Origin of the sequence: Bradyrhizobium sp. CB2312 (genome assembly GCF_029714425.1) — a bacterium.
Classification (GTDB): Bacteria; Pseudomonadota; Alphaproteobacteria; order Rhizobiales; family Xanthobacteraceae; genus Bradyrhizobium.
In genome coordinates this window covers 5,371,190-5,389,959 of sequence record NZ_CP121668.1, presented here as the reverse complement: position 1 = coordinate 5,389,959, position 18,770 = coordinate 5,371,190, and the positions used below count along the sequence as shown (strand labels likewise).

The window sequence follows — 18,770 nt, the reverse complement described above, 5'->3', positions numbered from 1 at the left end:
TGCTAGCTCGTGCTGCCGGCCGCCGTCGCCCCGGACGTGTCTCCGCGCGCCGTCAATCGCCGCGCGATCGGCGTCAGCATGCACGGCGCTAGATGAATCGGAAACTGCGTCATCGCGAAATAGAGCCAGGTGGCGGGCGGCAGGGCGCCTGCGGTCGCCGCCAGCATCAGGCCGAGGTTGCGCTGTGACACCATCAGCCCGAGCGCCAGCGCGCGCTCATAGCCGACGCGGCGGAACAGCAGCGTGGTGACGGCGAGCAGCGCGAAATAGATCGCGAAGGACAGAGCTGCAAGGCTGATCGTGAACACGGGCTGCGCCAGGAGGTCGCTGACGACATCGCTCATGACCGCTGTTGCGAAGATCCAGAGGATGATGATGTTGAAGCCGTCGATCGGCTTCTTGTGACGCTGGATCGCCTCCGCGCCGAAGCCCCATCGGATGACGGTGGCGGCCAGCAGCGATGCCGTGAGGATGCCGAGCAGCTTCAGGCCCAGCGTGAGCGGCGAGATGGTGAGCATGTCGCCGAGGAAGAGGCCGGCGAACAGTGACGCCGTGAAGGGCACGAGCGCGGTGGAGGTCACCAGCGTGATCAGCACGAGCGTGGCATCGAGACCCATCAGCGCGGCGAGGGCAGGCGAAGCCATCATCGGCGAGGCCATGCTCTGGAGCATCAAGGCGAGCGAAAGGCCGGGCGCGCGCGCGGTCAGCCCGGTTGCATGGGCGATCAGCCCGACGATCAATGGCACGCCGATCGTGGTCCAGGCGGTGGCGGTCGCGACCAGCGCTGGCCGCCGCAGATGGCCGTACAGCGCGGCAAGGTCGACCCGCATGAAGGAGATGCAGAGCAGAACGAAGATCGCCTCGGTGACGTAGGGCCGCAGCAGCGCTCCGAGCGGCGGCACCGCGGCCGCGATGAAGACGACGGCGGCCACCCCACGCGTGCCCTGGCTGCCAAGCCAGGTGAGGGCGTGCAGGGGGACGGCGAGGAGAGATTTGAGGAGCGAGGACATCGGCGTCGTTGGTGCGTCGTGCTACGGGCCTACGGCATTCGCTCTACCCCAAAGCCTTCAGCCACGCGCCGATCTCGCTCACGGCGACATTGGCCTGCGGCAGCAGTTTGCCCATGGTGAAGAAGCCGTGGAACTGGCCGGCATAGTGCCTGGTGGTGACGGGCACGCCGGCTTGTTTCAGCCGCGCAGCATATTCATCGCCCTCGTCACGCAAGGGATCGGCGCCGGCGGTCAGCACAAAAGCGGGCGGCAGGCCGGCAAGGCTTTGCGCGCGTGCGGGCGAAGCGCGCCAATCGTGGATGTCGACGGCGCCATTCAGATAATGATCGCGGAACCAGCGGATCACCGAATGGGTCAGCAGAACGCTGGTCTCGGGCTCGCTGTGCGAGCCGTGCGTCATGGCGAAATCGGTCGCGGGGTAGATCAGGATCTGGCCTGCGATCGCCAGGCCGCCGGCGTCGCGCGCGGCGAGTGCGACGACCGCGGCGAGATTGCCGCCGGCGCTGTCGCCGCCGATCGAGAGGCGCGAGGCGTCGACGCCGAGCTCGCGCGCATTCGCGGCAATCCATTGGGTCGCGGCGATCGCGTCATCGGCCGCGGCGGGAAACTTGTGCTTGGGCGCAAGGCGATAGTCGACCGAGATCACGATGAGGGCGCCGGCCTCAGCAAGCTGGCGGCAGACGACGTCGTGGGAGTCGAGATCGCCGATCACCCAGCCGCCGCCATGGAAGAACACAAGGGCCGGCGACAGCCCGTCGTGTCGGCGCGGCTCCTTCGGCACATACAGGCGGGCCGGGATCGCGCCGTGCGGCGCCGGGATCGCGAGCTGCGTGATGCGGGCAAGCTCGGGCGGCTCGGGATTGGTGGCAAAGCGCGCCTGCGCATAATAGGCGCGGGCCTCCGGCGCGGTCAGGGTCTCGTAGGCGGGGCGCCCGGCCTCCCGAAAAGCCCTGTAGACGGCGGCGGCATCGGGATCGAGCACGACGGGCATGGGAAGCGACCTCAGAGGTTTCTGGTTATGGTTGGAGGTGGGGTATCGGGGGGGCCGCCTCGGCCCCGGGGAGAGGCGACCGAACTATCCCATCCGGTGGCGGGTCTGGCCAGCGGGCGGCGGGCAGGGCAGGGTTGCCGCCCTTTCCCCGCCGTATTCGGCGTGTTAACCCGGTAGCCTGCGAGCGGCGGTATCACCTGTAGAATGTCCAACAAGCCCGATTCGCTGTTGAAGCCGCGCGAGATGTTCAAAACCTTTACCCTGACAGGCCTTGCGGCGCTGCTGGCCGCTACCGCACTGACGGCTGCGACGCCCGCGCAGGCGCAGATCGGCACGATCTTCTCTGATCCGCCGCCGCGGCCGCCGGGGGCGATTCCGCGTGGCCAGCCGCAGCCTCCGATGCCCGAGGACGACGACGAAGAGGTCCCCGCGCTGCCGCCGCAGGGCCGCGTTCTGCCGTCGCGTCCGATGCCGCCGCCGCCGGGCCGGCAGGGGAACGTGATGCCGGGGCCGGTCGAGAGCCAGCCGCTGGCGCCGCCACCGGGCTCCACCGTTGCCCCGCCGAACCAGCCGCCGTCCGTGGCGGTCGCGCCGCCCAATGCGCCGGGAGCCGCCCCGGGTGCGCCCGGTCAGCGCCAACCGCAGCAGAAGGGCGCGCCAGGCGGTGCGGTGCCGCAGACGCCGGCGAGCCTCCAGCCGGGCGACGAGGTCGTGACCGAGCCGCCAGCCCAGAAGATCGTGAACAAGAAGGCGACCTTCTCCGGCCTCGACAAGATCACCGGCCGCATCATCAATTTCGACGAGGATATCGGCGAGACCGTCCAGTTCGGTGCGCTCAGGGTCAAGACCAACGCCTGCTACACGCGGCCGGCAACGGAAGCCGCCAACACCGACGCCTTCGTCGAGGTCGACGAGATCACCTTGCAAGGCGAGGTGAAGCGTATCTTCTCGGGTTGGATGTACGCGGCAAGCCCCGGCCTGCACGGCGTCGAGCACCCGATCTACGACATCTGGCTGACCGACTGCAAAGAGCCGCAACAGACCATCGCAACGGCGGCGCCCGATCCCGCGAGCAAGCCGGCCCCCCCACCGCCGCCGCCCGCGCAGAAGAAGGCCGCGCCCAAGCAGGTGCAGCAGCGTCCGCCGCAGCCTCTGCCGCCGGTGCAGCAACCGGCACCGCCGCCTCCGCCGCCGGAGCAGCGGCCAGGCCTGTTCGGTTTGCCGGGCTTCGGCCGGTAGAACTTGATGTAATTGGGTTCGGCGAGCTGCCTGTGGTTCACCTCTCCCCGACGGGGAGAGGTCGGATTGCTATGGTGCGCAATTGCGCGCCATAGCAATCCGGGTGAGGGGCTGCGGCACTCAGCGAGACCTGGACCCCTCACCCGGATCGCATCTTCGATGCGCTCCGACCTCTCCCTTCGGGAGAGGTCAACCGAGTCCAGCGCACGCATCGATTCAACCAAAACTCATCGCGCTTTAGGCCAGCTATCGATTATTGCCGTGAGGCGATGATCTCGAGCGCACGTGCGCCCGGGATAGCCTCACCCGGGGACAGCCTCAAGAAGTCGCCGGGCTCGCCGGCGAGCGCCTTGTCGAGCAGGCCGGTGTAGCGCCGCCGCGAGATCTCGACCGCGCCAAAGCTCTTCAGATGGTCGGTGACATATTGCGTGTCGAGCAGCTCGAAGCCGCCATGGATCAGCCGCGCGACAAGATGCACCAGCGCCACCTTCGAGGCATCGCGCGCGGTGTGGAACATGCTCTCGCCGAAGAAGGCGCGCCCGAGGCTCACGCCGTAGAGACCGCCGACGAGGTCGTCGCCCTGCCAGGCCTCGACGCTGTGGCAATGGCCGAGCTCGTAGAGGCCGCCATAAAGGTCGCGGATGCGCTTGTTGATCCAGGTGTCTTCGCGGCCCGCCTGCGGCGCGGCGCAGCCGGCGATCGTCGCCTTGAACGCCGTGTTGACGGTAACGCGTAACCCGTCCGAGCGCACGGTGCGGGCAAGGCGCGAGGCGACGCGAAAACCATCGAGCGGGATGACGCCGCGCAATTCCGGCTCGACCCAGAACAGGGTCGGATCGTCGGCGCTTTCCGCCATCGGGAAGATGCCGCAGGCATAGGCGCGCAGCAGCACGGCCGGCGTGATTTCAGACGAGGCGGAGTCGCGCGAAGTCATGAGGCAACAATAGCAGGATCGCAATTCGGTTGCGATGGGTGGCGGGCAGGTCAGCTCGCGGCGGCGCTGCTGGTCTTGCCGGGCGCGTCAGGCACGCGGCGGAACCGCAGCACGATGCGGGTTCCGGAATGCGCAGGGTCGCGCTCGACGGAGGCATCCAGCTTGGAGGCCATCGCCGCGACGATGCGCTGGCCCATGCCGGTCGAGCGCGGATCGGCCTCGGCCTTGTCGCCGACGCCGTCATCGCTGATCGAGAGCAGCACGTCGTCGCCCTGCGAGGTCAGCTCGACATGGATCGGGCCGGCGCCATCGGGGTAGGCGTATTTCACCGCGTTCATCACCAGCTCGTTGACGATGATGCCGACGGCGACCGCACGGTCCGGGTCGATCTCGATCGGCTCGGCCTTCAGCGTCAGGCGCGACATCCGGTTGCCTTCGGCCGAGCGGCGGAGGTCCTCGAGCAGCGAGTCCAGATACTGGTTCAGCACCACGCTCTTGAGATCCTGCGAGGTGTAGAGGCGGCGGTGCACCTGCGCGACCGCGGCGACGCGGCCCATCGCATTGGTCAGCGCCGCCTTGACCTCTTCCTGCGCGGCGGAGCTCGCCTGGAGGTGCAAGAGCGAAGCGATGATCTGGAGCGAATTGCCGACGCGATGGTTGACCTCGCGGAGCAGCAGCTCGCGCTCGGCGGCGAGCGCGGCGTAGCGGTCGCGCGAGGCGTGGATCTCGGCTTCGGCTTCCTCGCGCGCCCGCTGCATCTCGGCCTGGCGCAGCGCGCCCTCGGCCGCGACGTGGAGCAGGGGGATGAAGTCGCCCTTGACGTCCTTGACGAGGTAATCGGCCGCGCCCGCCTTCAGCGCGGTCACCGCGATGGTGGAATCCTGCGACGCCGTGACGAACACCACCGGCGGCGCGCCCGCTATCGCCATGATCTGCTCGAGCGTCTCCAGGCCATCGAGGCCCGGCATGTACTGGTCGAGCGCCACGACGTCGATGCCGCCCTCGGTCTCCGCGCGGCGGATGCGCTCGAGGCCTTCCTCGCCGCTTGCGGCATGAACGACCTTGTAGCCGCGCCGCGTCAGGCCGCGATCGACCAGGCGCGCCAGCGCGTCGTCGTCGTCGATATAGAGCAGTGTTGGCGTGCGCTGGTTCATGAGGCGGCGGGCGGGACCTGGATGACCGAGAAGAACAGGCCGAGCTGCCGGATGGCATTGGCGAAATTCTCGTAGTTGACGGGCTTGGTGATGTAGACGTTGCAGCCGAGCTCGTAGCAGCGCTTGATTTCCTGGCTGTCGTCGGTGGTGGTCAGCACCACCACGGGGGAGGCCTTCAGATATTTGTTCTCCTTGATCTGCCTCAGGATGTCGATACCGGTCATGTCGGGCAGGTTGAGATCGAGCAGGATCAGAAGCGCGTTGCCCTTCTGCACGAGACCGCTTCCGTCCGCGCCGAACAGGTGCTTCATCGCGTCGGTGCCATTCGGGAACGAGACGATCTCGTTGTTGACCCCTGAGCGGCGGATATTGCGCTCGATCAGCCGGGCGTGTCCCTCGTCGTCCTCGATCATGATGATGGTGACAGGCTGGGTCATCGATCTGCGTTCCGGTTGGTGACGTTCCAGGTGATGGGCAGCGTGATCGTGAAGGTGCTGCCCGCATTCAGTTCCGATGATACCGACATCGTGCCCCCGAGGCGGCGCACAAGTGCACGCACATGTGCAAGACCTATGCCCTGGCCGGGCTTGTCCTGGGTTCCCGCACGGCGGAACAGGTCGAAGATCCGCTGGTGATCCCTGGGGTCGATGCCGCGGCCGTTATCGCTGATTTCGAAGATAGCGTAGCCGAGCTTGGTGCGCCCGCGGATTCTGATCTCGCCGGGAACGCCAGTTTTGAGATATTTGATCGCGTTGTCGATCAGATTGGAGAAGATCTGCTCCAGCGCAAGGCGGTCGCTGACGAGATTCGGCAGGGGCTCGACATGGATCTCGGCATGCGCCTCGGCGGCCTGGTGCGCCAGCGTCGACACGATGGCCTCGATCAGCTCGCGCGTGTCGATCTTCTCCGGCTGGAATTCGCGGCGACCCTCGCGGGTCAGGTTGAGGATGGCCGAGATCAGCCGGTCCATCTTGGCAATCGACGATTTGATGAATCCGAGCGCCTCGGAAAAATCCGCCGATAATTGCTTGTCGGGGCCTTCGAGCGCGATCTCGCCGGCCGGCAGCGGCGGCCCGTCGGCGGGGATATGGGCGAGGCCGCTGATACGGCGGAAAATGTCGCCGCCGAGCTCTTCGAGCTCGCTGGTGAAGCCCATGATGTTGACGAGGGGCGAGCGCAGATCGTGGCTCACGATATAGGCAAAGCGCTGGATCTCGTCATTGGCTTCGCGCAGGTCGGCCGTGCGTTCGTCGACCACGGCCTCCAGGTTGACGTTCGCATCGCGCAGCCGCGTTTCGGCCTCGTCACGGGCACGGGCCGAGCGCCGCACCAGCCAGATCGAGATCAGGGTCAGCAGCACGACGAGGCCGGAGCCGATGCCGGTCATCGACGCGGCCAGCGTCTGGCTCCGGTCGGAGTTGGCGCTGCGGATCCGGAACAGCCGTTCCTCCTCGCGGATCATCGCGTTGGCGAGGTTGCTGATCGTGGTCGTGGTATTGCCGGCAGCGGCCTCGCGGACGAGCGCGGTGGCATCGTCGGGTCGGCCTTGCTTCACGAAATTCATCTCGCGCGAGAACTGGTCGAGCCGGGTCTCGATCGCCGCGCTCAGCTTCTCGAGGCTCTCGCGTTGCGCCGGATTGTCGCCGATCTGGCGCGTGAGCTTGTCGAGCGCGGGAATGATCGCCGCGACGGCCTTCTGGTGATCCGACAGGAAATCCGGTCCCTGCGTCAGGAGGAAACCGCGGGCGCCGCTTTCGGCGCGCCGGACTTCGAGCAGGAGGGCGTTGATCTGGTTCTCCGCCTCGATGGTGTGAAGCACCCATTTGGCGTCGTCGCGCGCCTTGTTGACGAGGTAGACCGAGCCGGCGCTGATCACGGTCAGCACCAAAAGGCCCGCCGCGAACAGCAGGATCTGCCAGAATGCGCGCCGTCGTTGGCCCTCGGCCGTCACGACGGTTTCACTCGCTCAGGTTCAACGGAATTCAAAATGCCCCTCGGGAACTGGCCCCACCGTCGAGAACTCGATTGGGGCCAATGGGTTCCAAGAGGAGAAGGGATTATTTCGCGCCGGGTTCCGCCTTGCCGGCGAGGTACTGTTCCAGCCAGTGGATGTGATAGTCGCCGTCGATGATATCGTCCTGGCGCACCAGGTCGCGGAACAGCGGCAGCGTCGTCTCGATGCCCTCCACGACCATCTCGTCCAGCGCCCGGCGTAAGCGCATCAGGCACTCGGTCCGGGTCTTGCCGTGGACGATCAGCTTGCCGACCAGGGAGTCGTAATAAGGCGGGATCTGGTAGCCCTGATAGACCGCGGAATCGATCCGCACGCCGAGCCCACCGGGCGGGTGATATTGCGTGATCCGGCCCGGTGAGGGCCGGAAGGTCTGCGGATTCTCGGCGTTGATGCGGCACTCGATGGCGTGGCCGATGATCTGCACCTCTTCCTGCTTCGCGGGCAGATCGCCGCCGGCGGCGATGCGGATCTGCTCCAGCACGAGGTCGATGTCGGTGATGCTCTCGGTGACGGGATGCTCGACCTGAATGCGGGTGTTCATCTCGATGAAGTAGAACTCGCCGTCCTCGAACAGGAACTCGATGGTGCCGACGCCGAGATATTTCATCTCGCGCATCGCCTTGGCGCAGGTCTCGCCGATCTTGGCGCGCGCAGCGGCGGCCAGCACCGGCGAGGGGCCTTCTTCCCAGACCTTCTGGTGGCGGCGCTGCAGAGAGCAGTCGCGCTCGCCGAGATGGATCGCGCCGCCGCGGCCGTCGCCGAGGATCTGGATCTCGATGTGGCGCGGCTTCTGGAGGTATTTTTCGAGATAGACGGAGGCATCGCCGAAGGCGGATTTGGCCTCATTGGCTGCCGTGGAGAGTGCGACCTGGAGGTCGGCCTCGCTCTGCGCGACCTTCATGCCGCGCCCGCCGCCGCCGGCCGCGGCCTTGACCAGCACCGGGAAGCCGATCTTCCTCGCGATCGCCATCGCGTCGTCATCAGGGCCGACCGCGCCGTCGGAGCCGGGCACCACGGGAATGCCGAGCCGCTTGGCGGTTTTCTTGGCCTCGATCTTGTCGCCCATCAGGCGGATGTGCTCGGCCTTGGGGCCGATGAATTGCAGATTGTGCTCGGCGAGGATTTCCGCAAACCGCGCGTTCTCCGACAGGAAGCCGTAGCCGGGATGCACGGCATCGGCGCCGGTGATCTCGCAGGCCGCGAGCAGGGCGGGCACGTTGAGATAGCTGTCCTTGGACGGCGGCGGTCCGATGCAGACGCTCTCGTCCGACAGTCGCACATGCATCGCATCGGCGTCGGCGGTGGAGTGCACGGCGACGGTCGCGATCCCGAGCTCCTTGCAGGCCCTGAGGATGCGAAGTGCGATCTCGCCGCGATTGGCTATGAGGATCTTGTCGAACATGGTGCCTCAGCGGGCGAATAGGGAGTAGCGAATAGCGAGGGGCAAGACGGGCACCATTCGCTATTCGCCATTCGCCATTCGCTTATTCAATAATGACCAGCGGCTCGCCGTACTCGACCGGCTGGCCGTCTTCGACGAGGATCTGCGTCACCGTGCCTGATCGCGGCGAGGGGATCTGGTTCATGGTCTTCATGGCTTCGATGATCAGCAGGGTCTGGCCGACCGAGACCTTGTTGCCGACCTCGATGAACGGCTTTGCGCCTGGCTCCGGCGCCCAATAGGCGGTGCCGACCATCGGCGAGGTCACCGCACCCGGATGCTTCGACAGGTCGGCTGCGGCCGCAGCGGGCGCAGCGGCGACGCTTGCCGCCATCGGCAGCGCGGCGGAAGCGGCCGCGATCGGCATCGGCATGGTCGCGGCGACGCTGATGTTGCGGGCGACGCGCAGGCGCAGGCCCGCGCGTTCGATCTCGATCTCGGTGAGGCTGGTCTCATCGAGCAGAAGAGCGAGCTCGCGGACGAGCGCGGAATCCTCGCTGGAAAACTTTGCGGCTGCTTTGTCGTCTGGCTGGCGCGCCATGTTGTTTGATCCGAATGTTCTGTGTGATGAGGGAGCGTCAGGCGTTGGGCTTGATGCCGAGCTTGGCGGCAAGGCCCTGGATGGCGAGGCGGTAGCCCTCGATGCCGAAACCGCACAGCGAGGCGAAGGCCGCGCGCGCGGTGTAGGAATGGTGACGGAAGCTCTCGCGGGCGTGGATGTTGGTCACATGCACCTCGACCGTCGGGATCTGCACCGCGAGCAGCGCGTCGTGCAGGGCGATCGAGGTGTGCGAATAGCCGCCGGCATTGATGATGATGCCCTTCATCTTGCGCGCATGCGCCTCGTGGATGAAGTCGATCAGCTCGCCTTCGCGGTTGGACTGCCGGCAGTCGGCCTTGAGGCCGAAGTGTGCTGCCGTCTCCCGGCACAGCGCCTCGACGTCGGCCAGCGTCGCATGGCCATACTTTTCGGGCTCGCGCGTCCCCAGCATGTTGAGGTTCGGCCCGTTCAGGACGAGGATCGTGTCGGTTGCAGGTTCAGCCATTCAAATCCCGGAAAAGAGGTGCTTCGGCGTGGCGGGGGTTATAGGTAACAAAGCGCGTGAGGGGAAGCCTTGAAGGACCTCCGAGGCGGGTTCAGGCACCTCATCCGTTGCGCAAAAACCTGTGCGGAAACTACGGAAATTGCTTGTTAACCAGTCCAAAGCATGGCTGCCGGCCGAATGCAAAGGGGGCGGGCATCGCTGCCCGCCCCCTGAGCTTGCCGCTGTCCGGCCTTAGCCTTCGATGATGTACACGATCTCGCGCGTCTGCGGACGGACGATCACGTACTGGCCGTGCACGAAGATCACTTCATAACCGCGCCACTCCGGGTAGATCTCGACGATCCGGGGCGGCAGCGGATGGAAGCGGACGGACGCTGGGACCGCGGCGCCGACCGAGATGTTGAAGTTGACGTTCGTGGTCTCCTCGATCTTGGTCGACTTGATCGCCGTCGAGATCTCGGTCCGCTTCTCGGGCGGCGGCGCGGCGGTCGCGGTCGCCGAAGCGGCGCCGGTCGTGGTCTGGGACTTGTCGGTCGCAGCCGGACGGCTCTCGGCATTGTTGCTCTTGGCGGCGCCGCCGGCCTTGTTGTCCTCGGCCTTCATGTCCTTGGTGCCCGACTTGGTGGAGTCGGACTTGGTGGTCGAGGACTCGGAGCTCATGCTCTTCGACTTGTCCTGCGCGGCCTTATCCTGCGCACCTTGGGCGTGCTCACCCTTCGCTCCAGCCTTCTCGTCGGCCGCGTTCTTGTTCATCGCGCCGGACTTGTCCATTCCGCCTGACTTTTCGGCGGTGCCGGACTTCTCCATTGCACCCGACTTCTCTTCGGCTCCGCCCTGCTTCATAGCGCCGCCGGCCTGGCCGACGGTGCCCTTCTCATGGGTGGACTCCTTGCCCATCGAGCCGCGCTCTGCGGCGCCGCCAGACGGCTGTGAATGCTGCATCTGCTGTTGCGAGCCAGCGCCGCCAGCGTCGCGGCCCTTGTCCTGTGCGTTCGCCAGACCGGTGCCCGCGACCAGCGCGAGTGTGGCAACCGAGATCATAAAGCGGTTCAACATCGAATTCTCCTCACGTGTTCATTTGCGTCATTGCCCGCGCCGACAACGAAAGGAGATTTGAGTTGTTCCGGAACTTCGCCTGTTCCGGGGCATTTGTTTCCTAAACGCGAGATGAATGCGCGCGCCGGATTCGCGCCGCTATCGGCCAACGAAAAAGGCCGGCTTTTCAGCCGGCCTCGACGCATGCGAGAGTTGTGAGACGCGCGATCGCTTTGTCAGCAAGTCGCCTTGCCGCAGCGGGCGACGCCGATCTTCTCCTTGAGGCCTTCGAGGCCGACGGCGCCGATCACGATCTGCTTGCCGATCACGTAGCTCGGCGTGCCGTTCATGCCCATCGCCTCCGCAAGCTTGAAGTTCTCCTCGATGGTGGCGCGCACTTCGGGGCTGGCGATGTCTTTCTCGATTTTTGCGGTGTCGAGCCCGGCTTCCTTGGCCGCCTGCATCGCGCGCGCCTTGTCGGCCGCGCCGCGGCCGCCGAGCAGCTTCTGGTGGAAGTCGAGATATTTCTTGCCAGTGGGATCCTGCATGCGCACGGCGACCGCGACCTGCGCCGCTTCGACCGAGCCCTGGCTCAGCACCGGAAATTCCTTCAGCACGACCTTCAGCTTCGGATCGCTCTTCATGAGGTCGAGCATGTCGCCCATGGCGCGCTTGCAGTAGCCGCAATTGTAATCGAAGAACTCGACGAAGGTGACGTCGCCGTCCTTGTTGCCGAGCACGACCTGGCGCGGCGAGTTGAAGATCGCATCCGAATTCTGCGCGATGCTGGCCTCGTGCTTCTTGGTTTCGGCATCGGCCTGCCGCTTGCTGAGCTCGGTCATGGCCTCCTCGAGCACCTCGGGATGGGTGACGAGGTAGTTCTTGATGATCGCCTCGATGTCGGTGCGCTGGGCATCGGAGAAGCTGTCGGCCGACGCGGGCGCGGCTGCGCCGAACATGGCGAGCGCAAACAACGCGGGAGCAAGCAGGCGCAGCGAAGGCATAGGCAAATCCTCTTATCCAAAGCAGGTTTCGGAAAACGTCCCGGCGGACTGATTCTGGTGTCGTGACGTCGTGGTAGCAGGCGTCGTCTTACTTAGTTTGACCTAGTTGCGTTCGACCTAGTTGCGCGGCGGCTTTGACGCCACGATGTCGTCGGCCTTGACCCATCCGGGCGTGCCGACGGCGAAACGGGTTTTCGCGCGCGTGGCAAGCTCGCGGGCGGTCTTGTTGTCGCCGCGCAGGTAAGCGGCCTGCGCCGAGGCGAGATCGGCCTCGGCATAGTCGCCCTTCCGGCCATAGGCCATCGCGAGCTGGGTGTAACCGAGCGGGGCCTCGGGCTCCCGTGCCACCGCGGCACGGAGAATCCGAACGGCATCGTCCGTGTAGGCCTTATTATCGGTTCCAACCAGAGCCTGCCCAAGTAACATCTCGATGAGGGGGGCGTTGTTGGAGAGTGCGACAGCCTTGCGCAGGGGAGCGATGGCGTCCGCCGGCTTGCCGCTCTCGAGCAGGGCCTGGCCGCGCACCTCGTAGAAGTACGGGTTGTTGGGCTGGACCTGGATCAGCGCGTCGATCTGGGCGAGCGCGCTGCGCAGATCGCCGTGCAGATAGGTGCTGATGGCGCGGGCATAGCGCGCCGGGAGGCTGTCGTTGGTCTGCGGATAGCGGCGATACACCGTCTCCGGGCGCTCCATGAAGGCGGAGATCTTGGCGCGCACCATGTCGTGGCGGAGCTGGAGCGCCGGATCGTCCTTCTTGTCCCAATAGGGGCTGGAGCTGGCGAACTCCTGGAGCGCGGCGACGCGCTCGGCGGGCATCGGGTGCGACTGCAGATAGGGGTCGGCGCCGCGCGCGGCGAACAGACTCTCGCTGGTGAAGCGCTTGAAGGTCTCGTACATGCCCTTGGGCGACTGCTGGGTCGCGGTCAGGAATTTCACGCCGGCGCGGTCGGCGTTCTCCTCCTGCTGGCGCTGGTAGGACAAGAGCGAGCGGCGGATCATCTCCTGCGGGCCGGCGATTGCCGCCGCGCCGGCATTGGCGAGACCGTTGTTGCCGGCGCTGCTGCTGCCGCGGGTGCTGCCCGCGGCGATTGCGCCGGCGCCGAGCAGCATCGCGATGATCATCTGGGTCTGCGCGGTGGCGAGCTGCTCGCGCAGCTTGGACAGATGGCCGCCGGCCAGATGCCCGGTCTCGTGCGCGAGCACGCCGATGATCTGGTTCGGCGTCTCCGACTGGAGGATCGCGCCGTAATTGACGAAGATGCGGCGGCCGTCCGCGACGAACGCGTTGAACGAGGCTTCGTTGAGGATCACCATCTGGATGTTCTGCTTCTCCAGACCAGCGACGCGCAGGATCGGGCGGGTATATTCGCGCAGGAGCTGCTCGGTCTCGGTGTCGCGCAGGACCTGCGGCCCCTTGGCCTGCGCATGCGCGGCCGGGACCGGCAACAGCGCGATCGCTGCGGCCGTGACGATGGCGGTGAGGGCGGAGGCCTTCCTGCGCAATGCGATCTGGAGCAACATCAGGCGGTCTGGGTCAAACGGTCTTGCAAAGCAGTTTGGTGATTGGTTTTTGGCGATTGGCGGCGGACCGGATACGCGATATGCCCTTGTGAGCCGTACCCCCTTATGAGCCGTACAATGCGGCCAGTCTGGGGCGCAAGCGCCCCGTTTCCCGGACCGGACGGACCGGTCCGCCAGCGAAATAGCAGAAATCGATGCACGATGCGACATTGAGGAACCGGTTGGGGCAGTGGCTCGAGCCCTCCCGCCGCAGCGATGTTCCCCCGTTCATGGTGATGGACGTGATGGCCGCGGCGGCCCGAATCGAGGCCGCCGGCGGCCATGTCATCCACATGGAGGTCGGCCAGCCCGCGGCCGGCGCGCCAAAGACGGCGATCGCGGCCGCCCATGCGGCGCTGGAAGCGGGGCGGATCGACTATACTTCGGCGCTCGGCATCCCGTCGTTGCGCGCCCGCATCGCGCGGCATTATCGCGACGCCTATGGCTGTGACGTCAGCCCTGACAGGATCGTGGTGACGACCGGCTCGTCCGGCGGGTTCATCCTGGCGTTCCTGTCGATGTTCGAGCCGGGCGACCGCGTCGCCGTGACGGTGCCGGGCTATCCGCCGTACCGCCATATCCTCACCGCGCTCGGCTGCGAGCCGGTGCTGATCGAGACCACGGACGAGACGCGCCATGCGCTGACCGGGGAGGCATTGCTCGCCGCCCATCGCAAGGCGCCGCTGAAGGGCGTGCTGGTCGGCAGTCCCGCCAATCCGACGGGCACGATGATGTCCCGCGAGGCGCTCGCCAGCCTGATCGCGGCGGCGGAAGGCGCCGGCATCCGCTTCATCTCCGACGAGATCTATCACGGGCTCGACTATGCGTTTCCCGCGGTGACCGCGGCGGCGCTGTCGGAGCACGCACTCGTGATCAACTCGTTCTCGAAGTATTTTTGCATGACCGGCTGGCGCGTCGGCTGGATGGTGGTGCCGGAGATCCTGGCGCGCCCGATCGAGCGTCTCCAGCAGAACCTGTCGATCTCGGTGCCTGCGCTGTCGCAGATCGCGGCAGAGGCGGCGTTCGACGGCGCAGCGGAGATGGAGGAGATCAAGCACGGCTATCAGGAGAACCGGCGCATCCTGATCGAGGGATTGCCCAAGGCGGGCCTAAGCAAGTTCCTGCCGGCCGACGGCGCCTTCTACCTCTATGCCGACGTCTCGGACTTCACCTCCGACAGTTTCGAGTTCGCCAAGCAGATGCTGGAGCAGGCGAACGTTGCCGCGACGCCAGGGCTCGATTTCGATCCCATCCACGGCCGCTCATTCATTCGTTTTTCCTATGCGCGCTCGCCGGACGAGATGCGGGAGGCAGTTGACCGGATTGCTGAGTGGCTTAAATGATCGCGCCAGTTTTCGACAGCCTTTTGCGGAGTTCAACTTGTCTGACCGTTCGATCCCGACCACCGCCACGCATTCTCCTCTCGCCGCCTTGATGTGGCCGACCCGGCCGGGCGAAAGCGTCGGCGCATTGCGCGCCGTCGTGCTGATCGCGCTCGGCACCGCCTTGATGGCGCTGTCAGCCAAGGTGAACCTGCCGCTGCCCTACGTGCCCATGACCCTGCAGACGCTGGTCGTGCTGATGATCGGCGCCGCCTATGGCTGGCGTCTTGGCAGCGCAACCATGATTGCCTACCTCGCCGAAGGCGCGATGGGGCTGCCGGTGTTCGCCGGCCCGGTCGGTGGAATTGCACCGCTGGTCGGCCCGACCGCCGGCTATCTGTTCGGCTTCATCGGCGCGGCCTTCGTCACCGGCTGGCTAGCCGAGCGCGGCTGGGATCGCAGCGTCGTGCTGCTGTTTGCGGCCATGGCCGTCGGTCATATCGTCATACTGGCGGCCGGGTTCGGTTGGCTCGCCTTTGGCCTCGGTCTCGGCGCCGCGAAGGCCTGGCAGGTCGGCATCGTGCCGTTCATCGCGGCCTCGCTGGTCAAGAACGCGCTGGGCGCGACGCTGATGCCGGCGGCACGCCGGCTCGTCGATCGCCGCGGGTAAAGCGCGCCAAAACGAGCAGTTCCAATTGACAGAGCCGGCCAAGTTGATCTTGGCTGGCTCTGATTTTTGAGGGGGAGTGAAACAATGACGACAACAACGATGGCGGGGGCGCCGGTCGCGCCGACCGCATCCAAGCCGTGGTACAAGGTTCTCTACGTCCAGGTGCTGATCGCCATCGTGCTCGGCGCCATCGTCGGCTGGCTCTGGCCGTCGCTCGCCACCAATGAGTGGATCAAAGCGATGGGCGACGGCTTCATCAAGCTGATCAAGATGGTGATCGCGCCGATCATCTTCTGCACCGTCGTATCCGGCATTGCGCACATCCAGGACGCCAAGAAGGTCGGACGCATCGGCGTCAAGGCGCTGGTCTATTTCGAGGTGGTCTCGACCTTCGCGCTGGTGATCGGCCTCATCGTCGGCAATGTCGTCAGGCCGGGCGCGGGCTTCGGCAATGCCGCCGCCAACGCGCAGGCGGTTGCCAACTACGCCAAGCAGGCCGAGGCGCAGAGGTCGGTCGACTTCGTCCTGCACATCATTCCCGACACCGTGGTCGGCGCCTTCGCGCAGGGCGAGATCCTTCAGGTGCTGCTGTTCTCGGTGTTGTTCGGCTTCGCCATCATGAGCCTTGGTGAGCGCGGCCACACCATCCGCAGCTTCATCGACGACGCCGCGCATGCCGTGTTCGGCGTCATCTCCATCGTGATGCGCGCAGCTCCCATCGGCGCCTTCGGCGCGATGGCCTACACCATCGGCAAGTTCGGCACGGGCGCAATCCTCAACCTGGTCGGCCTGATCGCGACGTTCTACCTGACCGCGGCGCTGTTCGTGTTCGTGGTGCTCGGCATCATCGCGCGGATTGCGGGCTTCTCGATCTTCAGGTTCCTGGCCTACATCAAGGACGAGCTCTTGATCGTGCTCGGCACCTCGTCGTCCGAAAGCGCGCTGCCGTCCTTGATGGAGAAGCTGGAACGGCTCGGCTGCTCGAAGTCGGTGGTCGGCCTCGTGGTGCCTACGGGCTATTCGTTCAACCTCGACGGCACCAACATCTACATGACGCTGGCGACGCTCTTCATCGCCCAGGCGCTCGGCTTCGATCTCACCTTCGGCCAGCAGCTCACCATCCTGGTGGTGGCGATGCTGACCTCGAAGGGCGCCTCCGGCATCACCGGCGCGGGCTTCATCACGCTGGCCGCGACGCTGGCGGTGGTCGATCCGCGCCTGGTGCCGGGCATGGCGATCGTGCTCGGCATCGACAAGTTCATGAGCGAGTGCCGCGCGCTGACCAATCTGTGCGGCAACGGCGTCGCCTGCGTGATCGTCGCCTGGTGGGAAGGCGAGCTCGACCGCGACAAGCTCAACGCCAACCTCGCCCGGCAGATCGATCCAACCGACATGGAAACGGCCGTCACGACGGACTGATCTGCCGGTTGAGCGCGATGGCGCTACGCGCCGTCAGACCTTGAAGTAACAGGGCTGGTCGAGATCCTCGATCAGCCCTTTCTCTTTCGGCTCCCAGCCGAGCGCGGCGCGGGTCTTCGCGCTGGAGGTCGGAACGTCGATGCCGGCGAACCGCGCGAACCAGCCGAAATGGGCCGCCGCTTCATCCGGCGTCTTCGAGACCACGGGCACGCCGAGCCTCTTGCCGATCACCTCCGCGATCACCTTGAACGGCACGCCTTCCTCGGCGATGGCGTGATAGCGGCCGCTAGATGCGCCTTGCTCCAGCGCGAGCCGGTAGACGCGCGCGGCATCGAAGCGGTGCGCGGCCGGCCAGCGGTTGCTGCCATCGCCGAGATAGGCGGCAGTGCCTTTCTCGCGCGCGATCGCGATCAGGCGTGGCACAAAACCGTGGTCGCCCTCGCCATGGGTCGTGGGCGGCAGCCGCACGATGCCGGCGCGCACGCCGCGTTCGGCGAGCTCTTCGGCCGTGGCCTCCGAGACGCGCGGGAAGTGGCGAGCCGCCGCATCGTCCTCGGTCGCAAGGCGTCCGGGCGCGAGCAACGCCACGCCCGAGGTGACGATGAGCGGACGTTCGGAGCCCTTCAGCTCCTCGCCAAGCGCGAGGATGGCGCGGCGATCGAGCTCGCAATTCTCGGCGAACCTCGAGAAGTCGTGGTTGAAGGCGAGGTGAAGCACGCCGTCGGAAGCAGCCGCGCCGCTGCGCAAGGAGGCATGGTCCTCCAGCGAGCCGCGATGGACCTCGGCGCCCATCGCAGCGACGGCGGCTGCACCTTCATGGTTCCGGGCAAGGCCGGTGACGCGGTGGCCGGCGGCGATCAGGTCGGCAACGACGGCGGAGCCGACGAAACCGGTGGCGCCGGTGACGAAAACATGCATGAGCAATCTCCAGAGAGCGGTCGAGGGTTGGTGTGGAGACGACCATCCGCGCTAGGATTATCCGGGTAAAGTAGTGACTTTATCAAGGTATAATGGCTAACAGGATGAGCGAGACCGCCACCGCTGAAAACCTGCTCGGCGCCTACCTGAAGGACCGCCGCACCCGGCTCGATGCCACAGCGTTCGGCTTTTCCGGCAGCCGCAGGCGCACGCCCGGGCTACGCCGCGAGGAGGTGGCGCAGCGCGCCAATATCAGCCCGACCTGGTACACATGGCTCGAGCAGGGCCGGGGCGGGGCGCCCTCGGCCGACGTGCTCGACCGCATCGCCCGCGCCTTGCTGCTGACCGATGTCGAGCGCGAGCATCTGTTCCTGATCGGGCTCGGCCGGCCGCCCGAGGTGCGTTACCAGGCCACTGAAGGCGTCTCGCCGCGGCTTCAGCGCGTGCTCGACGCGCTCGAATTCAGCCCGGCCTTAGTGCGGACCGCGACCTGGGACGTTGTTGCCTGGAATCGCGCCGCAAGCGTCGTGCTGACGGACTATGGTGCGATCCCGCCGGGCCAGCGCAACATCCTGCGCTTCATCTTCTGCGATCCGCGTGTGCGCGCTGCGCAGTACGATTGGGACAGCGTGGCCCGTTTCGTGGTGGCGGCGTTCAGGGCCGACGCCGCACGCGCAGGCGCGGTCTCGCATGTCGCCGATTTCGTCGACGAACTCTGCCGCACCAGCCCGGAATTCGCGGCGCTGTGGCGCGACAATGACGTCCGCCACCACGGTGACGGCATCAAGCGGCTGCGGCATCCCCTTCACGGCGTGATGTCGTTCGAATATTCGAGCTTCAACGTCGAGGGCCGCTCCGATCTCAGCATGATCGTCTACAACCCGGCGACGGCGGAAGACGCCGAACGGATCAAAAAGCTGCTCACCGCGCGCGCTGACTGACGGCCCCGCGAATGGCACGAACCGCTGATGCGGATTTCGGCCGTGCTCGCGGTGTTTGCTGCGAATGCGGAG

18 protein-coding genes are annotated in these 18,770 nt (G+C 66.2%); 5 read left to right on the top strand and 13 right to left on the bottom strand.

Going from position 1 to position 18,770, the window contains the following annotated elements; translation table 11 throughout:
• Nucleotides 1-2: 2 nt before the first annotated feature.
• Nucleotides 3-1,010: a Na+-dependent transporter gene (locus QA642_RS26495; protein WP_283079473.1), complete on the bottom strand. Its 1,008-nt coding sequence runs from the start codon at nucleotides 1,008-1,010 to the stop codon at nucleotides 3-5.
• A 43-nt stretch (nucleotides 1,011-1,053) separates the two neighbouring features.
• On the bottom strand, nucleotides 1,054-2,001 hold the full coding sequence (locus QA642_RS26490) for an alpha/beta hydrolase (protein WP_283079472.1): 948 nt from the start codon (nucleotides 1,999-2,001) through the stop codon (nucleotides 1,054-1,056).
• A 204-nt stretch (nucleotides 2,002-2,205) separates the two neighbouring features.
• Here QA642_RS26490 and QA642_RS26485 point away from each other — a divergent pair, with 204 nt between their 5' ends.
• The gene (locus QA642_RS26485; RefSeq protein ID WP_283079471.1) at nucleotides 2,206-3,240 is read left to right on the top strand and encodes a DUF2155 domain-containing protein; all 1,035 of its coding nucleotides are present in this window, start codon (nucleotides 2,206-2,208) and stop codon (nucleotides 3,238-3,240) included.
• 253 nt (nucleotides 3,241-3,493) lie between these two features.
• Here the strand turns inward: QA642_RS26485 and aat are convergent, their stop codons facing one another.
• The 10 genes from aat to QA642_RS26435 all read right to left on the bottom strand — a co-directional run bounded on the left by aat (nucleotide 3,494) and on the right by QA642_RS26435 (nucleotide 13,389).
• Nucleotides 3,494-4,174, bottom strand: coding sequence for a leucyl/phenylalanyl-tRNA--protein transferase (aat, locus tag QA642_RS26480; RefSeq protein WP_283079470.1), 681 nt, complete (start codon nucleotides 4,172-4,174; stop codon nucleotides 3,494-3,496).
• Nucleotides 4,175-4,224: 50 nt separating this feature from the next.
• Nucleotides 4,225-5,328, bottom strand: a complete 1,104-nt coding sequence (locus QA642_RS26475; protein ID WP_283079469.1) for a histidine kinase dimerization/phosphoacceptor domain -containing protein — start codon at nucleotides 5,326-5,328, stop codon at nucleotides 4,225-4,227.
• Nucleotides 5,325-5,765: a response regulator gene (locus tag QA642_RS26470; protein ID WP_283079468.1), complete on the bottom strand. Its 441-nt coding sequence runs from the start codon at nucleotides 5,763-5,765 to the stop codon at nucleotides 5,325-5,327. The genes QA642_RS26475 and QA642_RS26470 overlap by 4 nt, the downstream gene beginning before the upstream one ends.
• On the bottom strand, nucleotides 5,762-7,279 hold the full coding sequence (locus tag QA642_RS26465) for a CHASE3 domain-containing protein (protein WP_283079467.1): 1,518 nt from the start codon (nucleotides 7,277-7,279) through the stop codon (nucleotides 5,762-5,764). The genes QA642_RS26470 and QA642_RS26465 overlap by 4 nt, the downstream gene beginning before the upstream one ends.
• 106 nt (nucleotides 7,280-7,385) lie before the next feature.
• On the bottom strand, nucleotides 7,386-8,744 hold the full coding sequence (accC, locus tag QA642_RS26460) for an acetyl-CoA carboxylase biotin carboxylase subunit (RefSeq protein ID WP_283079466.1): 1,359 nt from the start codon (nucleotides 8,742-8,744) through the stop codon (nucleotides 7,386-7,388).
• 82 nt (nucleotides 8,745-8,826) lie between these two features.
• A complete protein-coding gene (accB, locus tag QA642_RS26455; protein ID WP_283079465.1) occupies nucleotides 8,827-9,324 on the bottom strand; it encodes an acetyl-CoA carboxylase biotin carboxyl carrier protein in 498 nt (165 codons plus the stop codon).
• A gap of 37 nt (nucleotides 9,325-9,361) precedes the next feature.
• On the bottom strand, nucleotides 9,362-9,829 hold the full coding sequence (gene aroQ, locus QA642_RS26450) for a type II 3-dehydroquinate dehydratase (RefSeq protein WP_283079464.1): 468 nt from the start codon (nucleotides 9,827-9,829) through the stop codon (nucleotides 9,362-9,364).
• Nucleotides 9,830-10,060: 231 nt separating this feature from the next.
• On the bottom strand, nucleotides 10,061-10,885 hold the full coding sequence (locus tag QA642_RS26445) for a DUF1236 domain-containing protein (protein ID WP_283079463.1): 825 nt from the start codon (nucleotides 10,883-10,885) through the stop codon (nucleotides 10,061-10,063).
• A gap of 215 nt (nucleotides 10,886-11,100) precedes the next feature.
• Nucleotides 11,101-11,868, bottom strand: coding sequence for a DsbA family protein (locus tag QA642_RS26440; RefSeq protein WP_283079462.1), 768 nt, complete (start codon nucleotides 11,866-11,868; stop codon nucleotides 11,101-11,103).
• Nucleotides 11,869-11,985: 117 nt separating this feature from the next.
• Nucleotides 11,986-13,389: a M48 family metalloprotease gene (locus QA642_RS26435; RefSeq protein WP_283079461.1), complete on the bottom strand. Its 1,404-nt coding sequence runs from the start codon at nucleotides 13,387-13,389 to the stop codon at nucleotides 11,986-11,988.
• A gap of 194 nt (nucleotides 13,390-13,583) precedes the next feature.
• Between QA642_RS26435 and QA642_RS26430 the strand changes: the two genes are divergently transcribed.
• The 3 genes from QA642_RS26430 to QA642_RS26420 all read left to right on the top strand — a co-directional run bounded on the left by QA642_RS26430 (nucleotide 13,584) and on the right by QA642_RS26420 (nucleotide 16,839).
• Complete coding sequence (locus tag QA642_RS26430; RefSeq protein WP_283079460.1) at nucleotides 13,584-14,771, top strand: aminotransferase class I/II-fold pyridoxal phosphate-dependent enzyme; 1,188 nt, start codon at nucleotides 13,584-13,586, stop codon at nucleotides 14,769-14,771.
• 91 nt (nucleotides 14,772-14,862) lie between these two features.
• Nucleotides 14,863-15,420 carry a biotin transporter BioY gene (locus tag QA642_RS26425; protein ID WP_283086981.1) on the top strand — a complete coding sequence of 186 codons (558 nt, stop codon included), beginning with the start codon at nucleotides 14,863-14,865 and terminating at the stop codon, nucleotides 15,418-15,420.
• A gap of 84 nt (nucleotides 15,421-15,504) precedes the next feature.
• Complete coding sequence (locus tag QA642_RS26420) at nucleotides 15,505-16,839, top strand: dicarboxylate/amino acid:cation symporter (RefSeq protein WP_283079459.1); 1,335 nt, start codon at nucleotides 15,505-15,507, stop codon at nucleotides 16,837-16,839.
• A 33-nt stretch (nucleotides 16,840-16,872) separates the two neighbouring features.
• Here QA642_RS26420 and QA642_RS26415 read toward each other — a convergent pair whose 3' ends face one another.
• Nucleotides 16,873-17,757 (bottom strand): SDR family oxidoreductase, encoded by an 885-nt coding sequence (locus QA642_RS26415; protein ID WP_283079458.1) that lies wholly within the window; start codon nucleotides 17,755-17,757, stop codon nucleotides 16,873-16,875.
• A gap of 104 nt (nucleotides 17,758-17,861) precedes the next feature.
• On the opposite strand from QA642_RS26415, the gene QA642_RS26410 reads away from it, so the two are divergent.
• On the top strand, nucleotides 17,862-18,698 hold the full coding sequence (locus tag QA642_RS26410; RefSeq protein ID WP_283079457.1) for a helix-turn-helix transcriptional regulator: 837 nt from the start codon (nucleotides 17,862-17,864) through the stop codon (nucleotides 18,696-18,698).
• Nucleotides 18,699-18,770: the final 72 nt, after the last annotated feature.

What these genes read in the sequence shown, in the direction of transcription:
- QA642_RS26410 (WP_283079457.1), top strand. Translation starts at nt 17,862, where the DNA reads ATGAGCGAGACCGCCACCGCTGAAAACCTGCTCGGCGCCTACCTGAAG.
- accB (WP_283079465.1), bottom strand. Translation starts at nt 9,324, where the DNA reads ATGGCGCGCCAGCCAGACGACAAAGCAGCCGCAAAGTTTTCCAGCGAG.
- QA642_RS26475 (WP_283079469.1), bottom strand. Translation starts at nt 5,328, where the DNA reads ATGAACCAGCGCACGCCAACACTGCTCTATATCGACGACGACGACGCG.
- QA642_RS26485 (WP_283079471.1), top strand. Translation starts at nt 2,206, where the DNA reads ATGTCCAACAAGCCCGATTCGCTGTTGAAGCCGCGCGAGATGTTCAAA.
- QA642_RS26490 (WP_283079472.1), bottom strand. Translation starts at nt 2,001, where the DNA reads ATGCCCGTCGTGCTCGATCCCGATGCCGCCGCCGTCTACAGGGCTTTT.
- QA642_RS26495 (WP_283079473.1), bottom strand. Translation starts at nt 1,010, where the DNA reads ATGTCCTCGCTCCTCAAATCTCTCCTCGCCGTCCCCCTGCACGCCCTC.
- QA642_RS26415 (WP_283079458.1), bottom strand. Translation starts at nt 17,757, where the DNA reads ATGCATGTTTTCGTCACCGGCGCCACCGGTTTCGTCGGCTCCGCCGTC.
- QA642_RS26420 (WP_283079459.1), top strand. Translation starts at nt 15,505, where the DNA reads ATGACGACAACAACGATGGCGGGGGCGCCGGTCGCGCCGACCGCATCC.
- aat (WP_283079470.1), bottom strand. Translation starts at nt 4,174, where the DNA reads ATGACTTCGCGCGACTCCGCCTCGTCTGAAATCACGCCGGCCGTGCTG.
- QA642_RS26425 (WP_283086981.1), top strand. Translation starts at nt 14,863, where the DNA reads ATGTGGCCGACCCGGCCGGGCGAAAGCGTCGGCGCATTGCGCGCCGTC.
- QA642_RS26435 (WP_283079461.1), bottom strand. Translation starts at nt 13,389, where the DNA reads ATGTTGCTCCAGATCGCATTGCGCAGGAAGGCCTCCGCCCTCACCGCC.
- QA642_RS26470 (WP_283079468.1), bottom strand. Translation starts at nt 5,765, where the DNA reads ATGACCCAGCCTGTCACCATCATCATGATCGAGGACGACGAGGGACAC.
- aroQ (WP_283079464.1), bottom strand. Translation starts at nt 9,829, where the DNA reads ATGGCTGAACCTGCAACCGACACGATCCTCGTCCTGAACGGGCCGAAC.
- QA642_RS26445 (WP_283079463.1), bottom strand. Translation starts at nt 10,885, where the DNA reads ATGTTGAACCGCTTTATGATCTCGGTTGCCACACTCGCGCTGGTCGCG.
- QA642_RS26430 (WP_283079460.1), top strand. Translation starts at nt 13,584, where the DNA reads ATGCACGATGCGACATTGAGGAACCGGTTGGGGCAGTGGCTCGAGCCC.
- accC (WP_283079466.1), bottom strand. Translation starts at nt 8,744, where the DNA reads ATGTTCGACAAGATCCTCATAGCCAATCGCGGCGAGATCGCACTTCGC.
- QA642_RS26440 (WP_283079462.1), bottom strand. Translation starts at nt 11,868, where the DNA reads ATGCCTTCGCTGCGCCTGCTTGCTCCCGCGTTGTTTGCGCTCGCCATG.